Source organism: Candidatus Dadabacteria bacterium (assembly GCA_026705445.1).
Classification (GTDB): Bacteria; Desulfobacterota_D; UBA1144; order Nemesobacterales; family Nemesobacteraceae; genus Nemesobacter.
The window spans coordinates 1-26,707 of the sequence record JAPPAR010000041.1 but is presented as its reverse complement, the minus strand read 5'-3'; the positions used below and the strand labels follow the sequence as shown (position 1 = coordinate 26,707).

Below are 26,707 nucleotides of genomic sequence, written 5' to 3'. Positions count from 1 at the left end.
ATCAGTCGAAAAACCCTCTACATGCCTCAAGTATCGGTCCATTTCCTCTTTCGGAGTCAAGCCACTTTATGTCTTCATCCGTGCGAAGCCAAGTGGACTGCCTTTTGGAAAACCTTTTCGTATCCGTCTTTATTTTTTCAACCGCCGTCTTTAAATCAAGCCGACCGTCCAGGAATTCGTTTATCCGCTTGTAACCTATGGACTTCATAGGCTTTAAGTGCGATCCGTATCCCATGGCCCTTATAGCTTTTACTTCTTCGACCCAGCCGCGGTCAATCATTGCGTCAACCCTTTCGTCTATGGCGCTGCGCAGTCGCTCGCGATCTCCAAGGAGGCCTATTTTAAGGGCGTTGAACCTTTGTTCTGAAAAGCCGTGCCGACGGTGATGATCCGACATGCACTCTCCTGTTGTGTGGTAAACCTCAAGCGCCCGCTCAATTCTCACGTAATCGTTCGGATTTATCCGTCCGGCGGATACCGGGTCTACCGCCTCAAGTTTTTTGTGAAGCGACGCTACTCCCTTCGCGTCCCTCTCGCGCGCGAGGTGCTCTCTGAACTCCCGGTCAACCTTAACACCTTCGAGAAGCCCGTAAAGAAGAGCCTTTACGTAAAGAAAAGTTCCTCCGACGACAACTATTTTCCTGCCGTCCCCGACAAGCCTCCTGATCTGGTCAAGAGCAAGTCTCATGTACGTGCCGGCGTTAAAATCCTCATCGGGCTCTGCGACATCTATTAAGAAATGGGGAATCCCCCGCCTTTGCTCCTCGGTGGGTTTGGCGCTTCCTATATCGAAATGCCTGTAGACCTGAACGGAATCGGCGCTTAGTATGCAAGCGCCTGTTCTGGCGGCTATTTCAAGCGCCATTTCAGTCTTGCCCGAAGCAGTCGGCCCCAAAACAACGACCAGCTTCGGTTTTTCCCGGGAAAGACTCAACTGTGCGGGTTAGTCGGAAACTCTGTAGTCTTCTATGTTCTGGTCAAGCACGGCCTTTCTGCTGAGCCTCACCCTGCCGTCACGCTCAACCGCGAGGCATTTTACAAGAACCTCGTCCTTTTCGTTCAGGATATCGGTTACTTTTTCGACCCTGCGGTTTTCAAGTTCGGAGATATGCAAAAGCCCGTCTTTTCCCGGACCAAGCTCGACTATCGCTCCGAAATCCAGAATGCGCTTAACCACTCCGACGTATAACTTGCCGGCGACTATATCCTCAACGATTCTTTTTATGATGCCCTCGGCCTTCTTGCAGGCTTCGTAGTCCGGGGAGAAAATCTTGACCAGACCATCATCCTGTATATCTATCTGCGCTCCCGTGTCCTCAACTATCTGCTTTATAGTCTTGCCTCCAGAGCCTATAACAACCTTGACCTTATCCGGCTTTACCTGGATCGTAAGGATTCTCGGAGCGTATTCGGAAAGCTCTTCTTTGGGTCCGCTAATTACCTCTTCCATCTTCCCGAGAATATGCATTCTGCCATCTTTTGCCTGAGCAAGTGCAGTTGTGAGAACATCTTCGTTTATGCCAGTTATCTTAATATCCATCTGCAAGGCGGTAATACCGCCTTGGGTGCCAGCCACCTTAAAATCCATGTCCCCAAGGTGGTCCTCATCACCAAGAATATCAGAGAGAACGACGAAATTGTCCCCTTCCTTTATAAGTCCCATGGCTATGCCGGCCACGGGGGCACTTATAGGCACGCCCGCGTCCATAAGAGACATCGAGGAACCGCACACGGTCGCCATCGACGAAGAACCGTTTGATTCAAGTATTTCGGAGACGATCCTGATAGTGTAGGGAAAATCCTCTTTATCCGGCAAAACGGGTTTTATCGCCCTTGCGGCAAGTGCACCGTGCCCTATTTCTCTTCTGCCGGGACCCAGCCGGAAGCTCGTCTCTCCGACGGAGTAGGGAGGAAAGTTGTAATGCAGCATGAAACTTCTTGTCTGGTCGCCTTCAAGCGCGTCTATTCTCTGCTCGTCGTATGAACTTCCCAAGGTCGTGACGACTATGGCCTGGGTTTCCCCGCGGGTAAAGAGCGCCGAACCATGGGTTCTTTCAAGAAGACCCACTTCACCCCATATGGGCCTTACCGTCGTGTAGTCCCTTCCGTCAGGTCTCGTGCCATCTACTATCTTGCTTCTCACTGAGTCTTTGATCAACTCATCAAACGCCTTGTCAATCTTGGATTTGTCTTCCGGGCGTTCCTCAATCAGTTTTTTTACCGTTTCTTCATAAGATTGGTTTATAAGTTTCTTTCTACCGTCCTTTGAATCAGCCACTATCCCCTGCTCAATAGAAGGGAGCGCAGATGAACGAACCTCGCTTTCAAGCGCATTATCCGTTTCGACAGCGGGAACCTCTCTTTTTTCCTTCCCGATTCCTTCAACGAAACGGTTCTGGAAAGAAGCGATTTCCTTAATCCCGTCATGGGCAACCATAAGAGCTTCGACCACCTCGGCCTCGCTTACTTCCTTCGCGCCACCCTCTACCATCACAATAGCATCTTCTGTGCCCGCGACAGTTATCTCCATAGTGCTGGTCTCAAGCTGCTCGGGAGAGGGGTTTATAACAAGCTCGCCGTCTACTTTCCCGACTGTGAGAGCCGCTATGGGCCCCGCAAACGGAATATCTGAGACCATGAGCGCCGCTGAAGACGCTATTACCGACAGAACGTCCGTAGCGTTTTTACCGTCAGCGGAAATAACCGTAACTATAACTTGGGTGGAATAAGAAAAGCCCTTGGGTATAAGCGGCCTTACAGGCCTGTCAATAAGCCTTGACGTAAGGATTTCCTTTTCACTGGGACGCCCTTCCCTCTTAAAATAACCTCCGGGAATTTTCCCGGCTGCGAATGATTTTTCCTGATAGTTAACCGTAAGCGGCAAAAAATCATCTTCTATTTTTTCTTCCGAAGCAACAACCGTGGCAAGCACCGTAGTTCCTCCGCAGGAAGCGAGCACCGCCCCGCTTGCCTGCTTGGCAAGCCTTCCTGTTTCAAGGCGCAGCTTAGCTCCGAACAGCTCCGCTTCCATCTCTCTTAATTGTTCAGTCAATTCATTTCCTCCAAATATTACTTCCTTATCTTCTTAGTCCAAGGGTCTCAATCAGCTTACCGTACTCCTCCGGTCTCACCCTCTTTACGTAGTTGAGCAGCTTCCTTCTCTTGGCAACCATTGAAACCAGTCCTTTTCTTGAATGGTTATCCTTGGGCGCCCTTTTCACGTGTTCGGACAGTTCCTGTATCTTTCCGTTCAGAATCCCTATCTGAACCTCGGCCGAACCAACGTCGTTCTCATGCGTTTGAAACTCCTTTATGATCCGCGCCTTTTCTTCTTTCTGCAAAGACATAAATTACTTCCTCCTAGACCCTTGCCTGATCAGTTAAACACTCTTAAATGCCGGAACACTATATCCTTATCTCCCATATACTCAAATTCATCCGAGTCAGTTCTCGCCTCGCAGATGGAAAGAATCTTTCTCCGGCAAAATACGGTGATTATATCCCCATTTTTGAATTCGGGCAATTCCACGCCCGAAAGAACTCCCCGGCAAAGAGGAATTCCGTTGCGCACGCTCTCGCACAGATCCTCTTCCAAATGAACTCTCGGATAGCCACCGAGAACATCCTCCAAGGGAAGAATGCTGTAATTTCCGGATTCCACATCTTCAATACTGCTGGCCTCGCCGAGCGTGAATGGACCGCTTCTGAGTCTTCTCAGTTCGGAAAGATGAGCTCCGCAGCCCAGTTTCCTCCCGGCATCGGAAGCAATCACCCTTACGTAGGTTCCTCGAGAACACTTCACGTAAAAAGTCGCTTTAGGGTAAGAAAAATTAAGAAGCCTTATTTCCTCTATGGTGACTCTTTTCGGTTTCCTTTCAACTTCCTTCCCGGCTCTTGCAAGGGCGTAGAGCTTCGTACCTGAGACCTTGGCGGCGGAATACATTGGGGGGACCTGCATTATCTCCCCCGCAAATCCTTCAATGACCTCTTCAATATCATCCCTGTCCAGATGTTCCGCATCCGCCCGGCCGGTAACAGCACCGGTCTCGTCCATGGTATCGGTTGACACGCCCAGGATCATCTCGGCCTCGTATTCCTTTATATCATCTCCGAGGTAAGGAATGGCTTTTGTCGCCTGATTAAAACACACGGGCAATACCCCCGTCGCGAACGGATCCAGGGTACCCGTATGACCCGCCTTTTTTGCCCCCAGAACTTTTTTCACCCTGTTAAGAACCTGAGCGGAGGTATAACCCTTGGGCTTATCGAGAATCATAACTCCATTCATCACATCGCTTCCTGGATTGAACTTCGAAGTCTGCGTTTAACGGTAGCGAGGGGCGCGGAAACCACGCATCCGGCCGCCTTGCGGTGCCCTCCCCCGCCGTAACGTCTGGCGATCTGCGCCACGTCCACATACTCCTTGGACCTGAGGCTCACTTTCCAGCCGATGGCGGATTCCTGCCTCAGAAAAACCGCGACCTCAATCCCTTCAATTGCCCTCGCCATGCTTACAAGGCCCTCTGTATGCTCCTTTTCGGTGCCGGTCTGCTGGAACATCTCGCTCGATACGTGAAGAAAAGCGATTTTCCCGGTTACCTCAAGGGTGTTCATTGCCAAGGTTCTAAGCATGACCTTTCTAAGAGGTTCGTTATCATAAATGAATCTTGAGATCTTTTCGGGATCGGCTCCGCAGTTGACCAGATCAGCGGCGATCGTGAACGTCTCAGAACAGGTGTTTGAATACCGGAACGAACCGGTGTCCCCGACTATGGTGGAAAAAAGGCATTCCGCAACGTTCGGGCTGATGGGAATCCCGAGCCGCTTTATCATCCTGTAGAGAATAACCCCAGTAGAAGATGCGGTTTCATCCACAAAGCAGTACTCGGAACCCGTGCTGTTGGTTGCGTGGTGGTCCACAAACGCAAACGTGAAACCGTTTTCCAGGATAAAATTTTCAAATTCTTTTCCGGGGCGCGAAACATCAGCACAGTCAAGGAGCATAACTACATCCACTGGGCTGGTGACGCCTTCAAGAGAATCGATAATGCCGGAGCATTCGGGAAGAAATCGCAGGTATTCAGGAACCCCGTCTGCGTTGTACATGATCACATCCTTTTCAAGCTCGTGAAGAACCAGCGCCATGGCTATGGTTGAACCCAGAGCGTCGCAATCCGGATTCTCGTGGGAAACGACAAGAAAGCTTTGGTTTTCCCTTATTAGGTTAAGGATGTTATCGAGCTCATCCATCCGAGAGGTCCTTTATGAGTTCGTCAATTCTCGCCCGCTTTTCCACCAAAGTGTCGTACTCGAATTCTATGTTGGGAATCTTCTTTATTCTCAATCTCCTGGAAAGGGTGCTTCTTATGTAGCCTGTAGCGTTCCTTAATCCCTCAAGCATCTCCTGGGTGTCGGAGCGTTCATCAAAAGAGGTAAAAAAGACCTTCGCGTAGCCCATGTCGTCTGTGACTCTCACGGCAGTTATGCTTGCCGACGATACCCTGGGGTCCTTGATCTTGCCGCGTACCAGCATCTCAGATATTTCCTTTATGAGAAGATCGGATATCCTCGCGGATCTTTTGTAGCTGTGAGACATCTTCGTTAATTTAGAAATGGATGATCTCCATTTCTTTTTCACCCATGCGGAAATTCCCCGTGCTCTCTATATAAGAAGTCACCTTGTCCAGAACGGAATTTACCAAGGAAGCATCGTTGGAAACATAACCAAGCCCTATGGTGGCCTTGTCCTTTAGGTCCAGCGAATCAACTTCAGTCAGCGAGAGGCTCGGGAACTTCGACCTCGTCCTTTCCACAAGGCTTTTTACCAGGCGTCTTTTATCTTTCAAAGACCTGTTGCCCGACATGTAGAGTTCAAACCTGGCTATGCCCACTACCATTTAAAATCCAGATATCAAAGCTCCTGCTTTATCTCCTCAAGCTTGTAGAGTTCGAAGACATCTCCCTGTTTCACGTCGTTGAAATTCTCTATCGTTATACCGCATTCGTAGCCCGATTGGACCTCCTTGACGTCCTCTTTAAAGCGTCTAAGAGAACTTACTTTGCCGTCAAAGACAACCGTGCCGTCCCGAACCACTCTGATGCTGTTGTCCCTGCTTACCCTGCCGTCAGAAACCATGCATCCCGCGATAGTCCCCACCCTTGACACGTGGAAAAGCTCCTTTACGTCCATGTGGGCCACCACGACTTCCTTGCGAATGGGCTCCAGAAGTCCCTCCATCGCACTTTTTACGCGGCTTACCACATCGTAAATTATTGAATGAAGTTCAAGAGAGACACCTTCCTTCTCAGAAATCCTAAGCGCGTTCGCATCCGGGCGGACGTTAAACCCTATCACCACCGCGTTTGAGGCGCTTGCAAGAACCACATCCGTTTCGTTTATGCCTCCGGCTCCGGAGTGAACGATCTTTACCCTGCACTTCTCCGTAGAGAGTTTTTCCAAAGATTCCCTGAGAGCCTCAACCGATCCCTGGGTATCTGCCTTTATGATGAGCGAAAGTTCCTTCGCTTCCTCGTTTTCAATAGAGCTGAAAAGGTCTTCGAGCGAAAGTTTCGGAGTGGTGATCACCTTGCGGGACCTGATCTTTTCCAGACGGTGAGAAGTTATCTCCTTGGCCGTCTTCTCATCCTTCACTGCATGGAATTTTTCCCCGGCTTCGGCAACTCCCGAGAGACCCATGATCTTAACGGGCATTGAAGGACCGACGCTTTTTACCGCTTTGCCCCTGTCATCGGTAAGGGCCCTTATTTTTCCGCTGTGAACGCCTGATACAACGCAATCTCCGACCCGAAGAGTCCCCTCCTTGACTATGACAGTGGAGACCGCTCCCCTGCCCTTGTCAAGCTCCGCTTCTACCACCACACCATTTGCTTTTTTATCGGGCGACGCCTTGAGTTCAAGTATATCGGCCTGGAGCAGGACAAGCTCGAGGAGTTCACTTAGACCCTTTTTCTTTTTCGCTGAAACCTCGGCAAAAAGAGTGTCTCCTCCCCACTGTTCCGATATGAGATCTATCTCGGAGAGCTCTCTCCTGATTTTTTCGACATCGGCACCTTCCTTGTCGACTTTATTTATGGCTACTATAATCGGAACTCCGGCCGCTTTCGCATGGTTAACCGCTTCAACCGTCTGGGGCATTACTCCGTCATCCGCCGCCACTACCAGGATCACTATGTCCGTTATACTCGCGCCGCGAGCCCTCATTGAAGTAAACGCCTCGTGCCCGGGCGTATCCACGAAAACTATGGTTGAATCCTTTATGTTCACTGCGTAGGCGCCTATGTGCTGCGTTATTCCACCGGCCTCTCCCGCGACAACATTGGTTTCCCTTATAGAGTCAAGGAGTGTGGTCTTTCCGTGATCAACATGTCCCATGACCGTAACGACCGGCGGGCGCGGCATTTTCTCCGCATCTTGCGACTCATCCTGATCAAAAAGCAGGTCCTCTTCGACAAATCTCTCAACGGTTAGGTTAAAACCGAACTCATCGGCAAGAAGTTCGGCGGTATCGCTGTCAATTGACTGGTTGATCGTAGCGCCCGTACCCATGGTCATAAGTTTTTTAACGACTTCCGCCGCTTTTACGCTCATCATCTTCGCAAGTTCGGAAACCACTATCGTTTCGCCGACCTTGATGTTTCTTTTCGATGTGTGGGCGGGGGAAATCGGAACAACTCTTCCGTCCTGTCCATCTGCCGGGTAGGCTCCCCTGTTTTTCCCGGGTCCGTCAAAATTCTGCCTCAGTTTGGGCTTTTTGTTCTGTATTACATATTCCTTTCTGCTGGGAACCTTGGTCCGAAACGCTCTTTTGAGCTGCTCCAAGGTCTCTTCATCATGTATTTCCTCTTTTAGGGGCTTGCTCTTTTTAGCTTTTTTCTTCTGCTTTGGTTTTTCCTCATCTTCCACTCCCTTAATGACCTTTCCAGGTTCGGAAGATGGTTCCGGCTTAAGTTCAAGATCATCTACCTGTGGAACCTCGACCTCGGCTTCGGGCGCCTCCTCGGGTATCGCTTCGCTCTCGGCGCTTGGAACCTGGACTGCTTCCGCTTCTGCGGGCTCGGACGGGACAGGAATTTCGGGCTCCGGCTTGATTTCCGCAGGTTCCCCGGCAGCCGGAACGGCTTCTGCTTCCACGGGCTCTGGCTCCGGTTTTACAACCTTCTTTCTTCTCCTGATAACTCTCGAGCCGCTTCTTCTTTCGACAAAGTCGCCCGTCTCAGACTTGAAAACCTTTACGGTTTCCTTCTGCTTTTCCGCCGTTTCTGAAGAATTCTCCTCCGGGACGCTAATAAGCGCCTTTTTTATTCTCTCGGCATCTGTTTCCGAGACTACGTTTTGGTGACTTGTAACTTTCATTCCAAGCTTTACGCTCTGCTCCACTACCTCTTTGCTGGTTATTCCCAGCTCTTTGGCTATCTGATGTATCCTGACTTTAGGCATATTTCCCAAAAAACCCGCCCTCCCATAGATGCGGGTTGGCGGTTTTTGCTACTTGTCTGTTCGCGAATCCTGTACCTCTGTGCCGGTCGGCGATGATATATTAACCTCTTCCGCGTCTGAAGCCTCTTCGGTTCCGCTCTCAACAGGCATCTCCTCAAGTTTTTCCATAAGCGCCACGCGGGCCGCTTTCTGAAGCGTGGAAACCTCGTCCTCGTTGAGACTTCCAACCTTCATGAGCACATCCGGTTCGCAAAAAGCTATGTGTTCAAGGGAGTAAAATCCGTCATTATAAAGCAGACTTGCTGTAACCTCGCTTACAGACGGTAAGCTTGTAAGAAGGGAGAGCACTTCCTGCTGTTCCTGCTTGACTCTGGACTCAGTTTTTATATCTATCTTCCACTCGGTAAGCTGCGACGCCAGCCTTACGTTCTGTCCCTTCCTCCCGATAGCGAGAGAAAGCTGGTCATCATCAACTATGACCTCCATAGAGCGGCTGTTCTCGTCAATTACAACCTTGTTGACAACAGCCGGAGAGAGAGCGTTGCAGACGTAGCGGGCGGGATCTTCTGACCAGGGAACTATATCTACCTTCTCGCCCCTGAGTTCCTGGATGATGCTCTGAACCCTAGAACCCCTCATTCCCACGCAGGCACCAACCGCGTCCACATCCGAATCGTTTGACGTCACGGCTATTTTCGTTCTTCCCCCGGGGTCTCTCGAGATAGCTTTTATCTCCACTATATTCTCGGCGATTTCAGGGACTTCCGACTCAAAAAGCCTCATTACGAAACTCACATGAGCTCTTGAAAGGATAAGTCTAGGTTCGCCCCTAGGCGACTCCTTTATATCCAGAAGCACCGCTCGTATTCTCTCCTTCATCTTGTAGTATTCTCTCGGTACCTGCTGTTCCGGGGGCAGAACAGCCTCAACCCTTCCGAGATCAACTATTATGTGCCTTCTGTCAACCCTTCTCACTATGCCGCCGATTATGGTTCCTTTCCTGCCGATAAATTCCTCGTATATAACCTTGCCTTCGGCCTCCTTGAGTTTCTGAAGGACCTTCTGCTTGGCGTTGTGAATGGCAATTCTAGTGTATTCGGGGCTTATCTTAACGCCTATCATGTCTCCAAGTTCAGTTTCGGGATCGAGTTCGGACGCTTCCGCGAGGGAAATCTCAATTTCGGGGTCGGTTACGGTTTCCACAACCTCCTTGTACTCGAAAAGCTCTACCTCTCCCTCATCGGGGTTATAGTAAACGTCGAGTTCCTTGTCCTGATTCTTTGACTTGAGAAGCTTCTCGGCAGCGGACAGAACCGCTTCCTCAACCGCACTTATTATGCGTTCCCTGTCAATGCCCTTGTCTTTCCCTACGGAATCTATAACTCTCGTCAGTTCCGTAATCATTTTCTCGCTCCTTTCCCAAAATCAATTTCCAAGTTCGCCCTGCTGACGGAGCCGAAAGGCACGCTGTAGGAACGGCCATCAACTTCCACCAGAATCATTTCCCCTTCCATTCCGAGAAGCGTTCCAGAAAAAATCTTTCTGTCATCGACCGGATCCGTGGTCTTTATCTTCACTTTCCTTCCCTTGAACCTCTCGTAGTCGCTTTGCCTGTTAAGAGGCCTCCTGAGACCGGGAGAAGATACCTCAAGCGTGTAAGAATGCTGCGGCATTATGTCGTAGGCATCCAGAACCACACCGAGCTCTCTGCTCACGTTAGCGCAGTCATCAACGGTGACCCCGCCCTCCTTGTCAAGAAATACCCTCAAGACCCTGCCACCTCTTTCCCTCAGATACTTTATATCCACAAGCTCGCAGGAGTTTTCCTCGACAATCGGGTGAAGAACCTCCAGAACCGCTTTTTCAAGCTTACCGTTAGCCTTTTCCACAAAATTTCTCCGTGTCTTTCATACCCTTCAACAAAAAAGAGCGGGTAAAGACCCACTCTTTCCAAAGCGGTTTAAATTCTACATAAAACAAAAAAATCGGCAAGAAAATACCCGATTGTCACGCGACCCCTTCGGCGTATTTGAGCTCAAGCTCCTGGAGTTTTCTTATCCTGTTTCTGAATTCGGCCGCCTTCTCGAATTCAAGCTTCTTCGCGGCGGACTTCATCTCCCTCGAGAGCTTGGCTATAGTTCCCGGGATCTTGTTCGGGGGGATATCGAGGAGATCTTCCTCCTCCGTACCGGAAATCTCGAGGTAGTCAGACTCGTATATGGAACCCAGTACGTCGGTTATGTTTTTTTCGATGCTTCTCGGAACTATATTGTTTTCAGCGTTGTACTCCATCTGGATATTTCTTCTTCTGCGGGTTTCCGCCATGGCGGCGCGCATAGACCCCGTCATGGTGTCTGCGTAGAGAATCACCCTGCCAGAAACATTTCTCGCTGCCCGGCCGAAAACCTGAACAAGCGACGTTTCCGAGCGAAGGTATCCTTCTTTGTCGGCATCAAGCACTGCAACAAGGGAAACCTCGGGTATGTCGAGTCCTTCCCGAAGAAGATTTATTCCGATCAGAACGTCAAATCTTGCGGCTCTTAAGTCCCTTACGATCTTTATTCTCTCGAGCGTGTCAATCTCCGAATGCAGGTATTCAATCCGCAGGCCGAGCTCCCGATAATAGTCCGTAAGGTCTTCTGCCATCTTCTTTGTAAGCGTCGTAACGAGGGCCCTCTGCCCTCCGGCAGCCACTTTTCTTAGTTCATCAAACAGATCGTCCACCTGGTTCTGGGCGGTGCGGGTTTCAATTAAGGGATCGGCAAGGCCCGTCGGCCGTATGATCTGCTCAACGACGTTACTGCGGGCCGCTGCGAGTTCGTAAGGCCCTGGGGTAGCCGAAACGTATATCACCTGTCCAATCTTGGCTTCGAACTCCTCAAAATTAAGCGGGCGATTATCAAACGCCGAAGGAAGCCGGAAACCATTTTCAACCAGAGAGAGCTTCCTGCTTCTGTCACCGAGGTACATGCCCCGAAGCTGCGGAATCATCTGGTGACTTTCATCAATCACGCATAGAAAATCTTCGGGGAAATAATCAAGAAGCGTGTAGGGAGGCTCTCCGGGGCGCCGTCCGGAAATGTATCTTGAATAATTCTCGATGCCGGGACAAAAACCCATCGTATCCAGCAACTCAAGATCAAACCTGGTCCTTTCCTCAAGCCGGCCGGCCTCAAGTTCCATTCCCCTCTCCTTGAGTTCAGCAAGCCTGGCCTCAAGCTCCCTGTCTATGTTCTCGACCGCCTGCTCAACAACACTCTTGGGGGCCACGTAATGAGAACCCGGGAAAATGGAGACTTCCCGGACCTCCCCGGCGGCCTTGCCGCTTAGAGGGTCTATAGCGCGTATCGTCTCTATTGAGTCTCCGAAAAACTCGACTCTGAGCGCGGTCGATTCCTCATGCGAGGGAAACACGTCCACTACGTCCCCCCTAACCCTGTAGGTGCCCCTGTCAAGCTCGTCGATCTTTCTTTCGTAACGCACCTCCTCAAGCCTGAGGGCAAAACCATTTCTTGAAAGCTCCATCCCCACTTCGATCTCGGTAAGCATGCCGTAATAAACCTTGGGAGCCCCGATTCCGTAGATAGCCGAAACGCTTGAAACGATTATCACATCCCTTCGTCTGAAAAGGGCCTTGGTGGCGGCGTGGCGCATGCGGTCTATGTATTCGTTTATCGATGCGTCTTTCTCTATGTACGTATCGGTCTCGGGGATATAGGCTTCGGGCTGATAGTAGTCGTAGTAGCTCACGAAATAGTGAACTTCGTTTTCGGGGAAAAAATCGCGCAGTTCGGCGTATATCTGCGCAGCCAGTGTCTTGTTGTGAACAAGTATCAGCGTGGGACGTCCGGCGTCACGGATAACCTGGGCTACGGTAAAGGTCTTGCCGCTTCCGGTAACTCCAAGGAGAACCTGATCCTTGCATCCTAGCTTCAGCCCTTTACCCAATGCGGAGATGGCCCGGGGCTGATCTCCCTTGGGTTCAAAGGGGCTTTTGAGGTTAAACAGAGATTTCCCGGAATCCATTTCGGAGACTATTTTAACCACCCGTACGGCCATCATAAACACGCAAAGGCTCAACCATAGTCGCAGAAACAGTCTTTCGGTGATTTTACAGGAGCCAACCCATGAGAAATAATATAATTTTGGAGCAGAGAACAGGCGAAAAGCGGCGTTGCGACACCGTTTTTCACCTCAGGTGTAATGTACAAAGAAACGGACAGGTGAATTTCTCCGGGGTCTCTACCCAGCAATCCACGGTTCCATGAGCGAAAAAAAAGGCAGGGTTTATCTGATCGGTGCAGGTCCCGGCGATGCGGGACTTCTTACCCTAAAGGGAAAGAAACTGCTCGGGGAAGCACAGGTGGTAATCTATGACTCTCTGGTAAATCCCCAGATTCTTAAATTCTGCCGTCCCGACGCGGAACTTCTTTTTGCAGGCAAGACAATGGGACGGGCCCATATATCCCAAGAAGAGATAAATGAGCTTCTCGTAAGCAAGGCAAAAGAGGGAAAGACGGTGGCCAGACTAAAAGGGGGCGACCCTTTTGTTTTCGGAAGGGGTGGAGAGGAAGCCGAGGCGATAGTTCAGAACGGCATCGATATCGAGATCGTCCCGGGAGTAAGCTCCGTTACCGCGGTGCCGGCTTACGGAGGAATTCCCATTACTCACAGGCAATTCAATTCTTCTTTCGCAGTCTTCACCGGACATCATCAGGGAGAGGGTTTTGACTACGATCCGGCTCAGATAGAAACACTGGTATTTCTCATGGGACTAAACAACATCGAGAGCATAATGAAAAAACTGCTTGAGCTCGGAAAGGAACCGTCTACTCCCGTCGCAGTCATATCCTGCGGCACGCTGCCCGAACAGAAATCCGTCGTGGGAACCATTTCCGACATAGCGGAAAAAACCAGAGTCCTTGACGTGCAGACCCCGGCCACCATAGTGGTCGGAGAAGTAGCTGGGCTGGCAGAAGCAATAGGGTGGTATGAAAAGAAACCTCTTTTCGGAAAAACCGTAATGGTAACAAGAGAAAAAGAAGCTTCATCCGAGTTCGCAGAGCTTCTTGGCTCCTGCGGAGCAAAGACCATTGAATTCCCCACGATCGAAATAAAGCCCATAAGGGATACCGGAGAGCAACTACTTTCGGTACGGAGCCTTGAAGACTACGACTTTCTGGTGTTCACAAGCGTAAACGGAGTCAGCAACTATTTTGAGGTGCTTGCCTCTCATGGAAAGGACTCGCGAGATCTAAAAGGCAAGAAGACAATAGCCATAGGAGAGAAAACGTCGGAAGAACTGCTAAAATACAACCTTACGACGGATTACATGCCCGCGGTCTATAAGGCCGAGGGAATAATTTCGCTTGCGGAGAAGCTAAACCTCGACGGCAAGAAAATACTTATCCCAAGGGCACTTGTGGCAAGGGAGCTTCTCCCTGAAACGCTACGGGCGATGGGAGCCACGGTGGAGGTGCTCTGCGTTTATGAAACTCTTGTTCCAGACTATACAAAGGAAGAACTTGACCTGATGAAAATGAGACTCTCCGGCGCGGAGATAGACCTCGTAACGTTCACAAGCTCCTCGACCGTAACGAATTTCTTCTCGCTTCTTGGAGAAAACCCGGAACTTTTCGCCAAAACCGGGTTTGCCTGCATAGGACCCGTAACGGCCGCGACGCTACTCGGCCACGGTTTTACCCCGGTGGTAACCGCTGACATCCATACGACCCTAGGCCTTAAAGAAAAAATCCTGGACTTTTATCTCTCATAAGAAGGCAGGCACCTTGAAATGCCGAGATTTCCGATCAGAAAAGAGCCATCCATAGAAGATGACGGAACCCTTCGCGGAAAAATATCCGAGAGCGACTACACGCATATAACGAAAGTGCTGAGGCTGGCGGCCGGGGACCGCATAACGGTCTTTGACACCGAATCCATTGAGTATGAAGGAGTGATAATGGATATCTCTTCTGGAACCATCGCGGTTAAAGTTGACAGCACCCTCCGGCTGCAAACGGAATCGAAGCTGGAACTGAATCTCTTTCAGGCAATTCTCAAGGGGAACAGGATGGACACGGTAATCAGTCAGGCGACCCAGCTGGGGGTATCGGGGATTTTCCCGGTAATTTCCGAGAGAACCCAAGTGAGATCGACCGCCAAGGTGGACAGATGGAACAAGATAGCGCTGGAATCAACAAAGCAATGTGGAAGAACTGTACCGCCTGCGGTTTCAGAACCGGTTGATCTTCGGGGGTCCCTTGAAATAAGAAACGAAAGCGAGATGAAAATAATACTTTACGAAAACCAAGGCGAACTGCTCAGAGATCACATGAGTTCTCGCGGGAAATCCGTAAGAACGATAAATCTCTTCATAGGCCCCGAGGGAGGTTTTTCGGAACAGGAAATCGCCCTGGCAAAGGAAAAAGGTTATACGGTGCTCGGGCTTGGAGAAAGAATACTGAGGGCGGAAACAGCTTCGGTGGTAAGCTTGGCACTTTTGCAGTCCCGCTACGGAGATATCTAACCGGGATCAATCAACTAAGGTATAAATGGCAGTGGCCTTTGCCGCGCAAACACCCGAATTCCAGACCTCGCTCTCAACGGGCATTATTCTCCCTTGCCTGAGCACCTTGGCGCGACAAATCGTAACACCCTCCCTGATGGGCTCGATGTAGTTTATGTTCATTCCGGACGTGAGGAACTTTTTCCCCTCTTTTGCAACACTGGCAACCGCGACTCCGCAGGCCGCGTCCGCCAAGGTGAAAATGACACCGCCATGAAGCATTCCGTAGTGCTGCGTATATTCCTCAAGAAACGGCATGGAAAGCTCTGACTCCCCGTTTTCCATGCGCAGGATATCTATTTTCATCGTGTCGAAGATCTCCGGGTGACCGGAAGGAAGTCTGATTGGTTGTCTGCTCATATTTTGCGCTCCCTCAAGACTGAGCTTCGGGTGAAAAATAAGAAACCTAGAAATACCATAAGAGCTATTGAAACAAACATCGTCCTGAATCCGAAAAGCTCCGCCACGACTCCGAAAACAAAAGACCCCAACATTCCGCCGCCCGTGAACGAGACACTGCTTATGGCAAAAGCTTTTGCCCTGGCCTCCTTGGGATTCGATTCTATTATGATCGAATATATTGAAGGATACACAAATCCGTGCGCGCAGCCGAATATGATTCCGCAGAGAGCAAGAAGCTTTACCTCGTGCGCAAAACTCAGCATGAAGACACTCAGCCCCAGAAAGAAAACAAAGGGAGAAGCTACTCTCCACTTCCCGTACCTGTCGGGAACCCAGCCGAGGAACACCCTGATCGCAAGCACCGAGAGGGTGTAGGAAAGAAAATAAACGTGAAAGTTCTCTATGTTTATCGAAAGAGAGAAGATGGAGACGAAGTTAAACGTCGTTATAAACGCCGCCCCGCATATAAAGAGCGTTGCGGAGGACACAAAGGTAGCTCTGTCCCGAAGACAGTCCGCATAGCTTCGTCCCCCGTCTTTTGGCGTCGGCGCTTTCTTTCCCTCCCGGATCATAAAGGAGACTAAAAAACCCAAAAGCGCGGTAACTGTAAGGAAAAAAACAAAGAAATCAAAACCGAAATTCTTTATCAGGATGGAGCCTACGTAAGGGGCAATAGCATAGTTTATTATCGTGAAGACACCGTATATGCCGAGCGCCTGAGCCCTTCTCTGCTCGCTTGAGACATCAACCGTAAGCGCCCCCGCCGCTACAAAGAAAAGGGAGAAGGAGCAACCGTGAACTATCCTAATAACGTAGTAGAGGTAATCGACCCTGTCTAGGAAGGCCAGCGGAAACGTCGAAGCGGCGAGCAGCGCGAACCCCAGCAGCACAAACAGCTTTTTTCCATACCTGTCTGTTATGTGACCGGCGTAAGGTGTAAGAAAAAGGGTGCTTAGCCCCGCGATGCCCATCACGAACCCCACGATCTTCTCGGTTCCTCCAAGCTCGGAAATTCTAATGGGAAGAAGGAGAAACGAATGGAAGTTAAAGAAATACAGGCACCCGAGAAAAGTTACAAGCACAAAGCTTCTGTTAAGCAAGGGCGGTGGATTTTTCTGCGGGTCGCTCATTTTTTAAAAGAAAGAAATCCTCCAGTCTGAAACCGTCTTTATTTTTCTGAATTCATACTTGAAAACCTGTTCTTGCCGTAGAGAAAATACATGATTCCCACTGCGGCAAAAACAAAGAAGAGTGCCACGGGCAGATATCTGCTCAGGTTGCTCATAAGAAAGGAAGTATTGGAAACGACTAAAACTATGCCGCCAGGTTTTACGCCAGACAGGACGTATTTCAAAAACGCCTCGTCATGAATCATGACCTCTTCCGCAACCGCTTGGGGCCGCTCAAGTCGGATTCCAAGCTCCGTTTTTCTTGCAAACACCGCAAGGTCGCCGACCTCATAGTCAAAGCCTATCGAGAAATTCTCCCCGATTTGCGAAAGAGGGAGAGAATAACCAAGGGCAACCCTCTTCATCCCCGGAAGAAAAGGAAGTCTGCTGTAAAGCTTTTCTTCTTTCCTTACAACGGCCTCCGGATTGACACCGTCTGAAAAAGTAACGTCCACCGCATTTTCGGGAATCGGAAAGACAAGCGTCGTAGTATCCGAATCCGTCTGCTCCCCCGTAAAAACGGTGTCGCCCGAGTTCTCAAAGGCGTGAAGGGAAGTTACATTCACCTTGGAGCCCTCGTCATTCGGGTAGATAATCACGTTTAACGACAGTAGGGAGATGTTCTCGTCAGAACTCGTGGTATCGTAGACAGGGAGATCGAGTGTGATTTCATCCTTCCCCGGAAGAAAAACCATTTTCCCCGAAACATACTGAACTCCCTGGTGAAAAAGCGCGATCTCATAGCTTCTGTCCCACCGCAGCGAGGGAAAAGAAAATCTGCCCAGCGAATCCGATTTGGCGAAATGCCGCTCTTCCTTCCTGTCTCCCATGTACGAGATCAAAACGACATCCTGGCCCTCTTGCGGCTTCTGTGTAGTGATGTTCCTTACCTGACCCATTATCGTTCCACTTTCAGAGAGGCCCGGGGGAGGCGTGTACTCCAGCAGGTAATCGGCAACTCTCTGTGCGTCGCTTTCTGAGAGATTCATGGGTGGCATCGGAGGGTAGCCCTCGTTTATCGGTTTTTTCTTTTTTTCAGAGTAAAGGCTCTCCGGATCCTTGGCCCATCTGATCAAATCATCTCTTGAGTACCTCTCCCCTACACCCAGAAGATCGGGACCCACGAACCTTCCTTTTCCAATCGTATGGCATCTTACGCATTTCCCTTGGATGAAAATTTCCTCACCGGAAGATAACACCTGTGCGGAAACGGAAATCTGCTGAAGAACAAGGAAAAAAAGAAAAAATATGGAAACGGAAAGGGAAAATGTAAACACTTTTTTCATTGTCGCTTTATTCACTCTGGTTTCTGGGACTTAATGGGAATAAATAAAGTTCCGCTCACAAAACAGTATTGGATCTAGAATGCTCCAATGCTAAGTCTGCCTTGTCGTTTTGAACGGGGTTCTCGAATGACAATTTCCACATCCCGTCCCAGCACTGTCAAGAGGCGTAAGAGCCGCTCCACTGAGTAATCGCGAAAGTTCCCTCGCAGGAGCCGGGAGACATCAGGTTGAGACAGCCCCAGCAATTTCGCTGCATCGACCTGCTTCAGTTTGCGACGGCGAATAATCTCGTCAATTCGGGTAACGAGTTCTGCCTTTAGAAGATGAACCTCGGCTTCTGGATGGCCCAGATCCGCAAATACATTACCGCTTCCACGTTCAACCTTCTCTTCTGTCTCCATCGGTCTAGCCTCCTTCATATGTTTCCTTGTAATGCTGCTCCGCTACCTTCAGTCTGCTCTTGATCAAATCAATATCATGTTTTGGCGTCTCGGCACCCCGCTTGGCCTTCTTTTGGAAGACATGCAGGACATAGACCGCCACCTTAAACCGTACTGTATACACCGCCCGATAGGTATCACCGTCGTGTCGTGAGACAACCTCCAAGACTCTGGACCCCAAACCCCTTCGACACAGTTCCCCAGCAACAAAAAATTGACTAGCGTTTCCTCTCAGACTCTTGCTTATCGAATCAGGCATTTCTTACACTTATTTCCAACTGACGCCAGTCTCTAACCCACTCTCGAGGTATGTAATTTTCGATATTCTCAAAATACTCTCGATTGGAGTTCCGATATCTGTTTTGTAACAGCCGCCGCTTTTTCCTTGTACCTTGAGGTAAGCTCGGCGTAGTCCTGCTCGCTGAGCTTGCCCATATCACGGTCAAGCTCTATGTCTTTTATAGAAGAGTAATAAAGGTCTCTTTTCTCGTAAAGCTGTTCAAGTCGGTTAACCTCGGGACTATCTGCTACGCCCGGCTTCCTGCGACCCAGAAAAAGAGGGTAAACGGTAAAAACCGAGACCAGCACCACGAGCAGAAGAGAAATTATGTATTCACTCACGCGCCGAACTCCTTCTTTCTTTGCCTCTCAGGCCACATGGTGACAATCGCTCCAAGGACGATAACAAAACCTCCAGCCCATATCCAGTTAACCATCGGGTTAAGCAAAGCCCTTATGTTCGCCTTTCCGCTCCCATCGACCTCTGAGAGTATGAGATAAAGATCGTCTCTGAAAGTGGAGCGAAGCGCGACCTCGGTTTCCTGATTTATCTCCCTGTTTCCCTCGTACTTGTAGATGTTTTTTTCTGGATACATGGTCGCGACGCTTTTACCGTTGTTGCGGATTGAAAGTTCCGCTGAAAATCCATCCTTGGCGTCATTTGAAATAAAGCGCACCCCATGGAAAACCAGATCGTACCTTCCTAGGGAAAAGGAATCTCCCTTTTCCAAGACAACCTCCTTCTGAGTAACGAAAAGCGAAGAAGCCGTGATTCCCGCTACCAGCAGTACAACTCCCAGATGAACGATATATCCGCCGTAGCGTCTGCGGTTCCTTGAGATGAGATTAAAAAAGGCCGAAACCGGGTTCTCCCCCCTGCCGCTTCGCACCCTGATACCCCTGAAATATTCCAAAAACACCGTCGCAGCAACAAACCCGCAGAGTGCAAAACTTAAAAGCGCCACAGGTTCCCTGAGACCGAAGACAAGAAGCGCCAGGAGAACCACCAGAAAAACCACCGCGGGGAAAACGAAATTTCTCTTGAGGTTTGCCGTCGAAGCCTTTTTCCAGGATATAAGCGGACCTATTCCCATCAGCAGGATAAGAACAAGCCCGATAGGCACCCCTACGGCGTTGAAGTAAGGAGGGCCGACAAGGATTTTCTTCCCAATGAAAGCCTCCGAGAGTACAGGGAAAATCGTTCCCAGAAAAACGGAGAAGGCCGCCGCCAGAAAAAGAAGATTGTTAAACAGAAAGGCGCTTTCCCTTGAAAGAGGGGAATCAAACCTCTCCTCGCTTTTGAGTTCTTTTGACCTGTAGATGAGAAGAGCAAAGGAAAAAAGCAGTATGAAAACCATGAAGCCAAGAAAAAGCGGACCTATGTCCGAGCGGGCAAAGGAGTGAACCGAGGACACTATGCCGCTTCTGGTTATGAAGGTGCCGAATATGGAGAGAAAAAAGGTGATTATAAGCAGAACCATGTTCCATTTCTTAAGCATCGCCTTCCTCTCCTGAATCATGACGGAGTGAAGAAACGCGGTCCCTGCCAGCCATGGCATAAATGCGGCGTTCTCAACCGGATCCCATGCCCAGTATCCTCCCCAGCCGAGTTCAAGATACGCCCATCTGGCCCCGAGAAGGAGCCCCGCGGAGAGAAACATCCAGGAGAAAAGGGCGTATTTTCTACAGTTCCTTATCCACTCATCCCCTAGGCGACCGCTGAGCAGGGCTGCTATGCCGAAGGCAAAAGGCACCGTAATACCCACGTATCCCACATACAAAGTGACCGGGTGGATGGCCATGTATCCGTTCTGAAGAATCGGATTAAGTCCCCTTCCTTCCCCAACTGCCACACCCAGTTTCTCAAATGGGTCTTCCACGTAGGCTATGAGGAAAAGAAAGAAAAGAGAAACGGCGCATAAAACGACGTTTACATAAGGGTCGCCACCCTTTTCTCTGCTTCTAAGAACCACGAAAGCCGCATACAGTGAAAGAACAAAACTCCACAGAAGCAAGGATCCCGCCTGACCGGCCCAAAGGGCCGTCACCCTGTATATCACCGGAAGGTCGGTGCTCGTGTTAAGCGCTACGTATCTGAGCGAAAAATCAAGCGTTACAAGCTCATAAACAAGACAGCCCACCGCTACCAGAAGAAGAAAAGCTGCCGAGACAAGACCGTTTCCGCCGCTTTGAGCGAATGCGCAGCTCCCCGTTTTCGCGGCAACAGCGCAGGCAGCAAGACTGTAGATAGTGATAAAGAAGGAAAGAAGTATGGCTATACTTCCGAGATCAGACATTGTTAACCTTCTTTTCTCTGGTAGGGGGCTTCTTCGGATTCATACTTGGTGGGGCACTTTGCAAGCAACAGGTCCGCCTCAAAGACGTTATCGGCGGAGAACTTACCCTCAACGACCGCCTCAACCCCGTCTGTGAATATATCGGGAATTATGCCGTCGTACTCGACGTCGATTTCACCCTTGCCGTCCGCTATGGTAAACCGAAGCGAATCATCTAGCTCGTTCTTTATTGAACCGTGAACCACGGTTCCAGAAACCCTTACCTTCTGCCCGTAGATGTCCGGGACGTCCTCTAACAGTTCGTCAACCGTTATGTAGTAGACCATGGAATCCTTGACTCCCGCGAAGACAAGCCAGGAAATCAAGGAAACTATCACCAAAAGAGGCAAAATGAATTTGAGTTTACCCTTCAACCTTCACCTTCAGGGCCGTCACCGCCCGAGAGCAGCTTTTTCCTTACCGAAGCCGACTTTGCGCGCAGGTAGAGCACATAGGCGATAAGAGAGCCCCAGACCACTACGCTTGACCAGAGGAAATATTCCATCGCAGACTACCCCACTCGCCCGCCCCGGGCGTAAAGCTGATTTTCCATGTTCATTATCCTCGTTCTCTCACCTAGGAGTAAAACGAAAAGAAGCGTAAATCCCAACAGGGTGACCAAAAGAGTGTGCATCATGGCGGGATCTATGCCACCTCCCCCAGGTCCGAAGACCACGGGCGATATGCCTCTTTTTATACGGGCCGAGACATAAACCACTGGAAGGTCCACGTAGGCAATTATGGCGAATATGGCCGAGTATCTAGCCTTTTTTCCGCGCCCTCCGGCACCGGAGCGCAGAACCAGATAAACGGCGTAAAGAACCCAGAGAATAAACGTGGTCGTTAACTGCGGGTCCCATGTCCACCAGGTTCCCCAGACCGGCTTTGCCCATATGCTCCCAGTGATAATCGTTAGAGTAAGAAGCAGCATGCCTATCTCGGCCGAGCAGTAGGCAAGCGTATCCCATTTCGCTGTCTCCTTTACCAGATAATATATGCTCGCCACGAAAACCACCGTAAAAGCCACCGTGGCGGCCCAGACCGTCCCCATGTGGAAATAGAAAATTCTCTGCACATGGCCCATAACCACTTCCGTAGGCGCGTAAAAAAGCGTCATCCAGGTAGCGAGAGCCATCAGCGCAAACGTCAGGAAAAACAGTATTTTTCGCATTTTTAAAAAGAAAGCGGGTCAGTCCCCGCTATCCTCAATAAGATACTCAAACAGAATAGAGCATAAAAGGATGAAGATTATATCGAAGGAAACCAGTACCTGCAAAGAAAAAGCGTAGTAATCCGGAGGCCTTCCCTCCAGTATTGAAGAGCATATTCCGACCGAGGTTATCACGACAGGTATGATGAGGGGAAAAACCAGCAGGGGAAGCATCATGTCGCGAAGCTTTGTATTAAGGGCCATCGAAGAAAAAAAAGTGCCAAGCGACACAAACCCTATCGTTCCAAGAACCATAACCCCGAGAAATGGGAGTATGGTGTCTGTAAATGAAAGCGAAACCCCGCCTGCATCAAAAAGAAAAAACAGAAGAAAAAGCGGAAGTATGAAGAGCTCGGAGAGCAGAACCATAACCGTGTTTGAAAGCAGTTTTCCGAGATAGATGTAGCTTCTGCTTACAGGAGTCAGAAGAAGAAACGCGAAGGCATTATTTTCCTTTTCAAGCGAAAAGGATCTTCCAAGGGCCAAGAGTCCAGAAAAAATAAAAGTTATCCATATAACGGCCGAGACTGCCCGGGAATCAACATCCGAGCGGAATTCAAAAGCAACGTTAAAAACCAGGAGAAGCAGAAGCGAAAATACGAACATCGTCGGAAATATCTGCTTCGAACGCCACTCCACCAGAAAATCCTTTCTGAATATAAGCAATATATTTCTCATTGCCCGTCACCACTTCTGACGCAAGACATGTAGATATCCTGAAATTCCTCGCGAGCGGGTTTCTGCGCGGATACATAGACCACCTCTCCCTGATCGAGAATTGCCACCTTGTCGCACAGCAAAAGCCCCTCGTAGACATTATGGGTTGTCATAACTACGGTTTTATCCGCTTTCATTGAACCTAGAATCGAGGTAAGGATGGCAGCTCCGCCGTAATCAAGGCCGCTGTACGGCTCATCCAGAAAAAGTATCTGCGGGTCGTGAAGAAGCGTTCTGGCGATAGCGAGGCGCTGGCGCGTTCCGAAAGAAAGGGTGCTTACGAGCGCGTCTTTCTTAGCGTAGAGCTCAACCCTCTCGAGAATATCAGAGCACCTGCTCTTAAGATCCGGCACGTCGTAGAACGCGCCTATAAACTCGAGGTTTTCCCAGGCGGTAAGGTTTTCATAAAGCATCGTGTTATGGGAGATGAACCCTATAAGTTTTCTTATCTGCTGTTTTTCCTTGGAAACGTCAAAACCGGCTACAAAGGCCTCTCCCCCGCCGGGTTTGATGAATGTCGAAAGAATGGAAAGCAAGGTGGACTTACCGGCGCCATTGGGACCGAAAATGGTGAGGAATCCGCCCTGTTCAACGGTAAGATCAATTCCCATCAGCACAGGGAAAAACCCGAACTGCTTTTCAAGTCTCTTGGTTTCTATCGCGTATACAGCGGGTTGCATATCATTTTCCTTTTCCAAGGATTTTTTCATAACCGCCGATCTCTGAAATCCACTCCGCAAGCCCCTGCATTCCCGTCTCGTAACCGCACACCGGCTCATAACCCAGATCCCTTCTTGCCTTCTCTATGCTGTAGGTTCTGCTCTTCGATAGAGCGGAAACGCCAAAGCGGGTAAGGACAGGCGGGGTCTCCGATCTTCTGAGTTCAAAGATTTTCTCAAGAACGAACGCAACCGCATACCCCAGAGTGTACGGTACCGTGACCCCCGGCTTCCACTCAATTCCTATTGACGCGAGCTGATCGGAGACAAAACGGCGGTTATCGATACGCGCCCCGTCGTTTACAAAGTATATGTTGCCCGCCCCGGCAGGAGAGAGGACCGAGAGCACCGCGGCGTGAACAAGATTAAGCACATGGCATGGAGAGACGATTTTTTTGTTAAAACCCATGTTAACCAGAAGCCCCTTGAGACAGGCGTCGGCTATTCTCGGAAGTATGACCGTGTCGCCGGCTCCCCAGACGTTTGACGGTCTTAATATAACTGTTTCCATGCCTCCCCGTCCGTTATATTCTCTCACAAGTTTTTCGGATAAGGCCTTGGTTTCATTATAGAAATTATGGTGGCTTTTTGGGTAGGGATAGGTTTCATCTATATCCTTGAGGTCTACAGTCCCAAGAAAAGAGGCATTCCAGATTACGGTAGAGGAGCTCATATAAACAAACCTTTTAACCCCCGCCTCGCGTGAAGAGTCAAGAAGGATTCTCGTCGCCTCTACGTTCTGCCTGAAAAAATCATCCCTTGGTCCCCAGTCAGAAACCTTGGAAGCAAGATGAAAAACGTAATCGCACTCTTGCGGAAAAGCTTGAAGCGAACTGGAGTCGCAAAGGTCCCCGTGGATAAGTTCCGCACGCAGAGAACGCAACTTTTCGGTATCGCTTGTTTCTCTTACCAGGCATTTTATCGAAAAACCCTCGTCTGCAAGTTTTTCAGCAAGCTTGCCACCGATAAAACCCGTCGCCCCGGTTATCCCCGCTTTTACGTTTTCGGAGGTTCCCATAAGTTTATTTTTTGATTTCCTTTTCCCAGTCCGCTTTCCTGAATCTTTTCTTCTCCTCGACGTCTTTTTTCGAAGGTATGGCTTTGCCGGGTCGCGTTGAAACAGGCTTTCTGGTTTTCGGTTTTTCTAGCTTCTTTTTGGTCATATCACACCCCTGCAGTCTCTTTACCGCTCAGGAGATCACAGAGTATAATAATTGATAAGCAAAATCGGACAAACCAGGCGGGCAGACGCATGAAATATCTTCACACAATGATAAGGGTCGGCGATCTTGAAAAGTCAGTCGCGTTTTATACCGATGTCATTGGTCTTAAGTTTCATAGGAAAACCGATTATCCCGAAGGCCGCTTCACGCTAGCTTTTCTGGGTTACGGTGGCGACACGGAACCTTTCCTAGAACTCACACATAACTGGGATACTTCGCAATACGACCATGGAGGGGGTTACGGACACATGGCGTTTGGAGTAGAGGACATTTATGCGACATGCGAAAAGATAGAACAGGCCGGCGGACGGGTAACCAGAGCTCCGGGGCCCATGAAACACGGAACCACCGTGATAGCTTTCGTTGAGGACCCCGATTCGTACAAAATCGAACTCATAGAAAGAAAAGACTGATCCCCCGATCACTTTTTTCTCTTCTTCCACCTCGCTTCCAGATACTTCTTGAGATTTGCCTCTCTCCCCTTGTCGGTGGGTTCGTAGTAAACGCTGTCTTTTATCTCCTCGGGAAGAAAATCGTCTTCGACAAAATGATCTTCGTAGTCGTGGGCGTACTTGTAGCCTTTTTTGTAACCGAGATCTTTCATAAGTTTCGTGGGGGCGTTTCTCAGGTGAAGCGGAATCTGGAGGCCCGGATTTTTTCTCACATCGCTTTCAGCCTTCTTTATCGCCCTGTAAGCAGCGTTGCTCTTGGGACAACTGGCAAGATAGGTCGTAACCTGAGAAAGGATTATTCTGCTCTCAGGCATCCCCACGTAATTAACCGCCGTGAAGCAGTCGGTCGCGAGGGTAAGCGCGTAAGGTTCGGCGTTTCCAATATCCTCTGAAGCAAGTATCACAAGACGTCTTGCGATGAACTTCGGGTCCTCCCCAGCTTCAAGCATTCTCGCCAAGTAGTAAACCGCCGCGTCGGGATCACTTCCCCTCACACTTTTTATAAAAGCGGAAATCGTATTGTAATGTTCCTCCCCCGCCCTGTCATAGAGAAGGCCTGTTTTCTGGAAAATCTCTCTCACGAGATCAGTGTCAATCCGAGAGAGTTTCTTTGAACGAACAAGGGAAGAGGCGATTTCAAGCGCGTTCAGCATCACCCTGGCGTCTCCACCGCAAAGAGCGATGAGTTCGCCACGAGCCTCAGTCGAGATATCGGCATCCTCAAGAAGTTTTTCCTCGGAGAAGGCTTTTTCGAGTATGAGTTCAAGATCCTGTGCCGAAAGCGGATCAAGAACATAAACCTGACAGCGGGAAAGAAGAGGGCTTATGACTTCAAACGAAGGATTTTCAGTGGTAGCACCTATAAGCACTAAGACCCCTTCTTCGACGCTCTTGAGAAGCGCCGCCTGCTGTGCCTTGTTGAATCTGTGTATCTCGTCAATGAAAAGCACGGTTTTCCGCCCGGAGTAAAGAGCGTCTCTTGCGTCCGCGACAATATCCCTAAGTTCCCTGACTCCGGAAGAAATCGCATTTATCTGTATGAACCTGGCACCAGCCCTGCCCGCGATAAGCCTTGAAAGAGTCGTTTTGCCCGTCCCAGGGGGACCCCAGAATATCATGGAATGCACTCCCCCAGCCTCAAGCGTTTTCGTAACAAGCCCCTGCGGTCCTATCAGATGCTCTTGGCCTACCATCTCTTGCATGCTCTCGGGTCTCATTCTCTCGGGGAGAGGAAGAGATTCTTTTTTAGGTCTGAAAAGACCTGGGTCATCAGGGTTCAAGTCCGTCTCCTGTTTTCAGTTAGCACTCTGGTATAAAGATTAAGCTTTGAAACTTATAAATCAATCTGGAAAGCTCGTGCTTCTTTCCGCCGTTTTGGAAAAAAAGGCCGTTTGGACTTCCTGTCTTTTACAAGCTTAAATTTTATGTATATAGCGAATTTCTTTTTT

The 26,707-nt window shown here is 49.7% G+C and carries 29 protein-coding genes; 3 read left to right on the top strand and 26 right to left on the bottom strand.

The window, feature by feature from the left end:
* Position 1 precedes the first annotated feature (1 nt).
* The 11 genes from miaA to uvrB all read right to left on the bottom strand — a co-directional run bounded on the left by miaA (position 2) and on the right by uvrB (position 12,484).
* Positions 2-934 (bottom strand): tRNA (adenosine(37)-N6)-dimethylallyltransferase MiaA, encoded by a 933-nt coding sequence (gene miaA / locus OXG75_07835; GenBank protein MCY3625881.1) that lies wholly within the window; start codon positions 932-934, stop codon positions 2-4.
* A gap of 9 nt (positions 935-943) precedes the next feature.
* Positions 944-3,031 (bottom strand): polyribonucleotide nucleotidyltransferase, encoded by a 2,088-nt coding sequence (gene pnp, locus OXG75_07830; GenBank protein ID MCY3625880.1) that lies wholly within the window; start codon positions 3,029-3,031, stop codon positions 944-946.
* A 46-nt stretch (positions 3,032-3,077) separates the two neighbouring features.
* The gene (gene rpsO, locus OXG75_07825) at positions 3,078-3,347 is read right to left on the bottom strand and encodes a 30S ribosomal protein S15 (GenBank protein ID MCY3625879.1); all 270 of its coding nucleotides are present in this window, start codon (positions 3,345-3,347) and stop codon (positions 3,078-3,080) included.
* Between the two features lie 29 nt (positions 3,348-3,376).
* Complete coding sequence (truB, locus tag OXG75_07820) at positions 3,377-4,288, bottom strand: tRNA pseudouridine(55) synthase TruB (GenBank protein MCY3625878.1); 912 nt, start codon at positions 4,286-4,288, stop codon at positions 3,377-3,379.
* The gene (locus OXG75_07815) at positions 4,288-5,250 is read right to left on the bottom strand and encodes a bifunctional oligoribonuclease/PAP phosphatase NrnA (GenBank protein MCY3625877.1); all 963 of its coding nucleotides are present in this window, start codon (positions 5,248-5,250) and stop codon (positions 4,288-4,290) included. The genes truB and OXG75_07815 overlap by 1 nt, the downstream gene beginning before the upstream one ends.
* Positions 5,243-5,596 (bottom strand): 30S ribosome-binding factor RbfA, encoded by a 354-nt coding sequence (gene rbfA / locus OXG75_07810; protein ID MCY3625876.1) that lies wholly within the window; start codon positions 5,594-5,596, stop codon positions 5,243-5,245. Before rbfA ends, OXG75_07815 begins: the two co-directional genes overlap by 8 nt.
* Before the next feature lie 10 nt (positions 5,597-5,606).
* Complete coding sequence (locus OXG75_07805) at positions 5,607-5,897, bottom strand: DUF503 domain-containing protein (protein ID MCY3625875.1); 291 nt, start codon at positions 5,895-5,897, stop codon at positions 5,607-5,609.
* Positions 5,898-5,911: 14 nt separating this feature from the next.
* Complete coding sequence (gene infB / locus OXG75_07800; protein ID MCY3625874.1) at positions 5,912-8,458, bottom strand: translation initiation factor IF-2; 2,547 nt, start codon at positions 8,456-8,458, stop codon at positions 5,912-5,914.
* Between the two features lie 48 nt (positions 8,459-8,506).
* Positions 8,507-9,862, bottom strand: coding sequence for a transcription termination factor NusA (nusA, locus tag OXG75_07795; protein MCY3625873.1), 1,356 nt, complete (start codon positions 9,860-9,862; stop codon positions 8,507-8,509).
* Positions 9,859-10,347, bottom strand: coding sequence for a ribosome maturation factor RimP (locus OXG75_07790; protein MCY3625872.1), 489 nt, complete (start codon positions 10,345-10,347; stop codon positions 9,859-9,861). Before OXG75_07790 ends, nusA begins: the two co-directional genes overlap by 4 nt.
* Positions 10,348-10,465: 118 nt before the next feature.
* Positions 10,466-12,484: an excinuclease ABC subunit UvrB gene (uvrB, locus tag OXG75_07785; protein ID MCY3625871.1), complete on the bottom strand. Its 2,019-nt coding sequence runs from the start codon at positions 12,482-12,484 to the stop codon at positions 10,466-10,468.
* Between the two features lie 238 nt (positions 12,485-12,722).
* Between uvrB and cobA the strand changes: the two genes are divergently transcribed.
* Complete coding sequence (gene cobA, locus OXG75_07780; protein MCY3625870.1) at positions 12,723-14,234, top strand: uroporphyrinogen-III C-methyltransferase; 1,512 nt, start codon at positions 12,723-12,725, stop codon at positions 14,232-14,234.
* 18 nt (positions 14,235-14,252) lie between these two features.
* Complete coding sequence (locus tag OXG75_07775; protein ID MCY3625869.1) at positions 14,253-14,987, top strand: 16S rRNA (uracil(1498)-N(3))-methyltransferase; 735 nt, start codon at positions 14,253-14,255, stop codon at positions 14,985-14,987.
* Positions 14,988-14,993: 6 nt separating this feature from the next.
* Here OXG75_07775 and OXG75_07770 read toward each other — a convergent pair whose 3' ends face one another.
* The 14 genes from OXG75_07770 to OXG75_07705 all read right to left on the bottom strand — a co-directional run bounded on the left by OXG75_07770 (position 14,994) and on the right by OXG75_07705 (position 24,747).
* On the bottom strand, positions 14,994-15,386 hold the full coding sequence (locus tag OXG75_07770; protein MCY3625868.1) for a PaaI family thioesterase: 393 nt from the start codon (positions 15,384-15,386) through the stop codon (positions 14,994-14,996).
* Positions 15,383-16,528, bottom strand: a complete 1,146-nt coding sequence (locus OXG75_07765) for an MFS transporter (protein ID MCY3625867.1) — start codon at positions 16,526-16,528, stop codon at positions 15,383-15,385. Before OXG75_07765 ends, OXG75_07770 begins: the two co-directional genes overlap by 4 nt.
* Before the next feature lie 68 nt (positions 16,529-16,596).
* Positions 16,597-17,883, bottom strand: a complete 1,287-nt coding sequence (locus OXG75_07760) for a cytochrome c (GenBank protein ID MCY3625866.1) — start codon at positions 17,881-17,883, stop codon at positions 16,597-16,599.
* 74 nt (positions 17,884-17,957) lie between these two features.
* A complete protein-coding gene (locus OXG75_07755; protein MCY3625865.1) occupies positions 17,958-18,284 on the bottom strand; it encodes a helix-turn-helix transcriptional regulator in 327 nt (108 codons plus the stop codon).
* A gap of 4 nt (positions 18,285-18,288) precedes the next feature.
* Positions 18,289-18,519, bottom strand: a complete 231-nt coding sequence (locus OXG75_07750) for a type II toxin-antitoxin system RelE/ParE family toxin (GenBank protein MCY3625864.1) — start codon at positions 18,517-18,519, stop codon at positions 18,289-18,291.
* A 131-nt stretch (positions 18,520-18,650) separates the two neighbouring features.
* A complete protein-coding gene (locus OXG75_07745) occupies positions 18,651-18,944 on the bottom strand; it encodes a hypothetical protein (GenBank protein MCY3625863.1) in 294 nt (97 codons plus the stop codon).
* Entirely contained in the window at positions 18,941-20,899 is a 1,959-nt protein-coding gene (locus tag OXG75_07740; GenBank protein ID MCY3625862.1) for a heme lyase CcmF/NrfE family subunit, read from the bottom strand. The genes OXG75_07745 and OXG75_07740 overlap by 4 nt, the downstream gene beginning before the upstream one ends.
* A 2-nt stretch (positions 20,900-20,901) precedes the next feature.
* Complete coding sequence (locus OXG75_07735; GenBank protein MCY3625861.1) at positions 20,902-21,312, bottom strand: cytochrome c maturation protein CcmE; 411 nt, start codon at positions 21,310-21,312, stop codon at positions 20,902-20,904.
* Positions 21,309-21,443 carry a hypothetical protein gene (locus tag OXG75_07730; protein ID MCY3625860.1) on the bottom strand — a complete coding sequence of 45 codons (135 nt, stop codon included), beginning with the start codon at positions 21,441-21,443 and terminating at the stop codon, positions 21,309-21,311. Before OXG75_07730 ends, OXG75_07735 begins: the two co-directional genes overlap by 4 nt.
* Positions 21,444-21,449: 6 nt before the next feature.
* A complete protein-coding gene (gene ccsA / locus OXG75_07725; GenBank protein ID MCY3625859.1) occupies positions 21,450-22,109 on the bottom strand; it encodes a cytochrome c biogenesis protein CcsA in 660 nt (219 codons plus the stop codon).
* Between the two features lie 18 nt (positions 22,110-22,127).
* Positions 22,128-22,826: a heme exporter protein CcmB gene (locus OXG75_07720; GenBank protein MCY3625858.1), complete on the bottom strand. Its 699-nt coding sequence runs from the start codon at positions 22,824-22,826 to the stop codon at positions 22,128-22,130.
* Positions 22,823-23,545: an ABC transporter ATP-binding protein gene (locus OXG75_07715; GenBank protein MCY3625857.1), complete on the bottom strand. Its 723-nt coding sequence runs from the start codon at positions 23,543-23,545 to the stop codon at positions 22,823-22,825. Before OXG75_07715 ends, OXG75_07720 begins: the two co-directional genes overlap by 4 nt.
* Before the next feature lies 1 nt (position 23,546).
* On the bottom strand, positions 23,547-24,602 hold the full coding sequence (locus OXG75_07710) for an NAD-dependent epimerase/dehydratase family protein (GenBank protein ID MCY3625856.1): 1,056 nt from the start codon (positions 24,600-24,602) through the stop codon (positions 23,547-23,549).
* A 4-nt stretch (positions 24,603-24,606) separates the two neighbouring features.
* On the bottom strand, positions 24,607-24,747 hold the full coding sequence (locus OXG75_07705) for a hypothetical protein (protein ID MCY3625855.1): 141 nt from the start codon (positions 24,745-24,747) through the stop codon (positions 24,607-24,609).
* Positions 24,748-24,836: 89 nt separating this feature from the next.
* Here OXG75_07705 and gloA point away from each other — a divergent pair, with 89 nt between their 5' ends.
* Positions 24,837-25,220 carry a lactoylglutathione lyase gene (gene gloA, locus OXG75_07700; protein ID MCY3625854.1) on the top strand — a complete coding sequence of 128 codons (384 nt, stop codon included), beginning with the start codon at positions 24,837-24,839 and terminating at the stop codon, positions 25,218-25,220.
* 8 nt (positions 25,221-25,228) lie between these two features.
* Here the strand turns inward: gloA and OXG75_07695 are convergent, their stop codons facing one another.
* A complete protein-coding gene (locus tag OXG75_07695; protein ID MCY3625853.1) occupies positions 25,229-26,476 on the bottom strand; it encodes a replication-associated recombination protein A in 1,248 nt (415 codons plus the stop codon).
* Positions 26,477-26,707: the final 231 nt, after the last annotated feature.

Excerpts from the sequence above, each read along its gene's own strand:
- OXG75_07805 (MCY3625875.1), bottom strand. The coding sequence starts at position 5,897 with ATGGTAGTGGGCATAGCCAGGTTTGAACTCTACATGTCGGGCAACAGG.
- OXG75_07715 (MCY3625857.1), bottom strand. The coding sequence starts at position 23,545 with ATGCAACCCGCTGTATACGCGATAGAAACCAAGAGACTTGAAAAGCAG.
- ccsA (MCY3625859.1), bottom strand. The coding sequence starts at position 22,109 with ATGCGAAAAATACTGTTTTTCCTGACGTTTGCGCTGATGGCTCTCGCT.
- OXG75_07770 (MCY3625868.1), bottom strand. The coding sequence starts at position 15,386 with ATGAGCAGACAACCAATCAGACTTCCTTCCGGTCACCCGGAGATCTTC.
- infB (MCY3625874.1), bottom strand. The coding sequence starts at position 8,458 with ATGCCTAAAGTCAGGATACATCAGATAGCCAAAGAGCTGGGAATAACC.
- OXG75_07755 (MCY3625865.1), bottom strand. The coding sequence starts at position 18,284 with ATGGAGACAGAAGAGAAGGTTGAACGTGGAAGCGGTAATGTATTTGCG.
- OXG75_07695 (MCY3625853.1), bottom strand. The coding sequence starts at position 26,476 with ATGAGACCCGAGAGCATGCAAGAGATGGTAGGCCAAGAGCATCTGATA.
- OXG75_07720 (MCY3625858.1), bottom strand. The coding sequence starts at position 22,826 with ATGAGAAATATATTGCTTATATTCAGAAAGGATTTTCTGGTGGAGTGG.
- uvrB (MCY3625871.1), bottom strand. The coding sequence starts at position 12,484 with ATGGATTCCGGGAAATCTCTGTTTAACCTCAAAAGCCCCTTTGAACCC.
- rbfA (MCY3625876.1), bottom strand. The coding sequence starts at position 5,596 with ATGTCTCACAGCTACAAAAGATCCGCGAGGATATCCGATCTTCTCATA.
- cobA (MCY3625870.1), top strand. The coding sequence starts at position 12,723 with ATGAGCGAAAAAAAAGGCAGGGTTTATCTGATCGGTGCAGGTCCCGGC.
- OXG75_07730 (MCY3625860.1), bottom strand. The coding sequence starts at position 21,443 with ATGGAATATTTCCTCTGGTCAAGCGTAGTGGTCTGGGGCTCTCTTATC.
- OXG75_07705 (MCY3625855.1), bottom strand. The coding sequence starts at position 24,747 with ATGACCAAAAAGAAGCTAGAAAAACCGAAAACCAGAAAGCCTGTTTCA.
- nusA (MCY3625873.1), bottom strand. The coding sequence starts at position 9,862 with ATGATTACGGAACTGACGAGAGTTATAGATTCCGTAGGGAAAGACAAG.
- gloA (MCY3625854.1), top strand. The coding sequence starts at position 24,837 with ATGAAATATCTTCACACAATGATAAGGGTCGGCGATCTTGAAAAGTCA.
- OXG75_07775 (MCY3625869.1), top strand. The coding sequence starts at position 14,253 with ATGCCGAGATTTCCGATCAGAAAAGAGCCATCCATAGAAGATGACGGA.
- OXG75_07710 (MCY3625856.1), bottom strand. The coding sequence starts at position 24,602 with ATGGGAACCTCCGAAAACGTAAAAGCGGGGATAACCGGGGCGACGGGT.
- pnp (MCY3625880.1), bottom strand. The coding sequence starts at position 3,031 with ATGGAAGCGGAGCTGTTCGGAGCTAAGCTGCGCCTTGAAACAGGAAGG.
- OXG75_07740 (MCY3625862.1), bottom strand. The coding sequence starts at position 20,899 with ATGTCTGATCTCGGAAGTATAGCCATACTTCTTTCCTTCTTTATCACT.
- truB (MCY3625878.1), bottom strand. The coding sequence starts at position 4,288 with ATGAATGGAGTTATGATTCTCGATAAGCCCAAGGGTTATACCTCCGCT.
- OXG75_07815 (MCY3625877.1), bottom strand. The coding sequence starts at position 5,250 with ATGGATGAGCTCGATAACATCCTTAACCTAATAAGGGAAAACCAAAGC.
- OXG75_07760 (MCY3625866.1), bottom strand. The coding sequence starts at position 17,883 with ATGAAAAAAGTGTTTACATTTTCCCTTTCCGTTTCCATATTTTTTCTT.
- rpsO (MCY3625879.1), bottom strand. The coding sequence starts at position 3,347 with ATGTCTTTGCAGAAAGAAGAAAAGGCGCGGATCATAAAGGAGTTTCAA.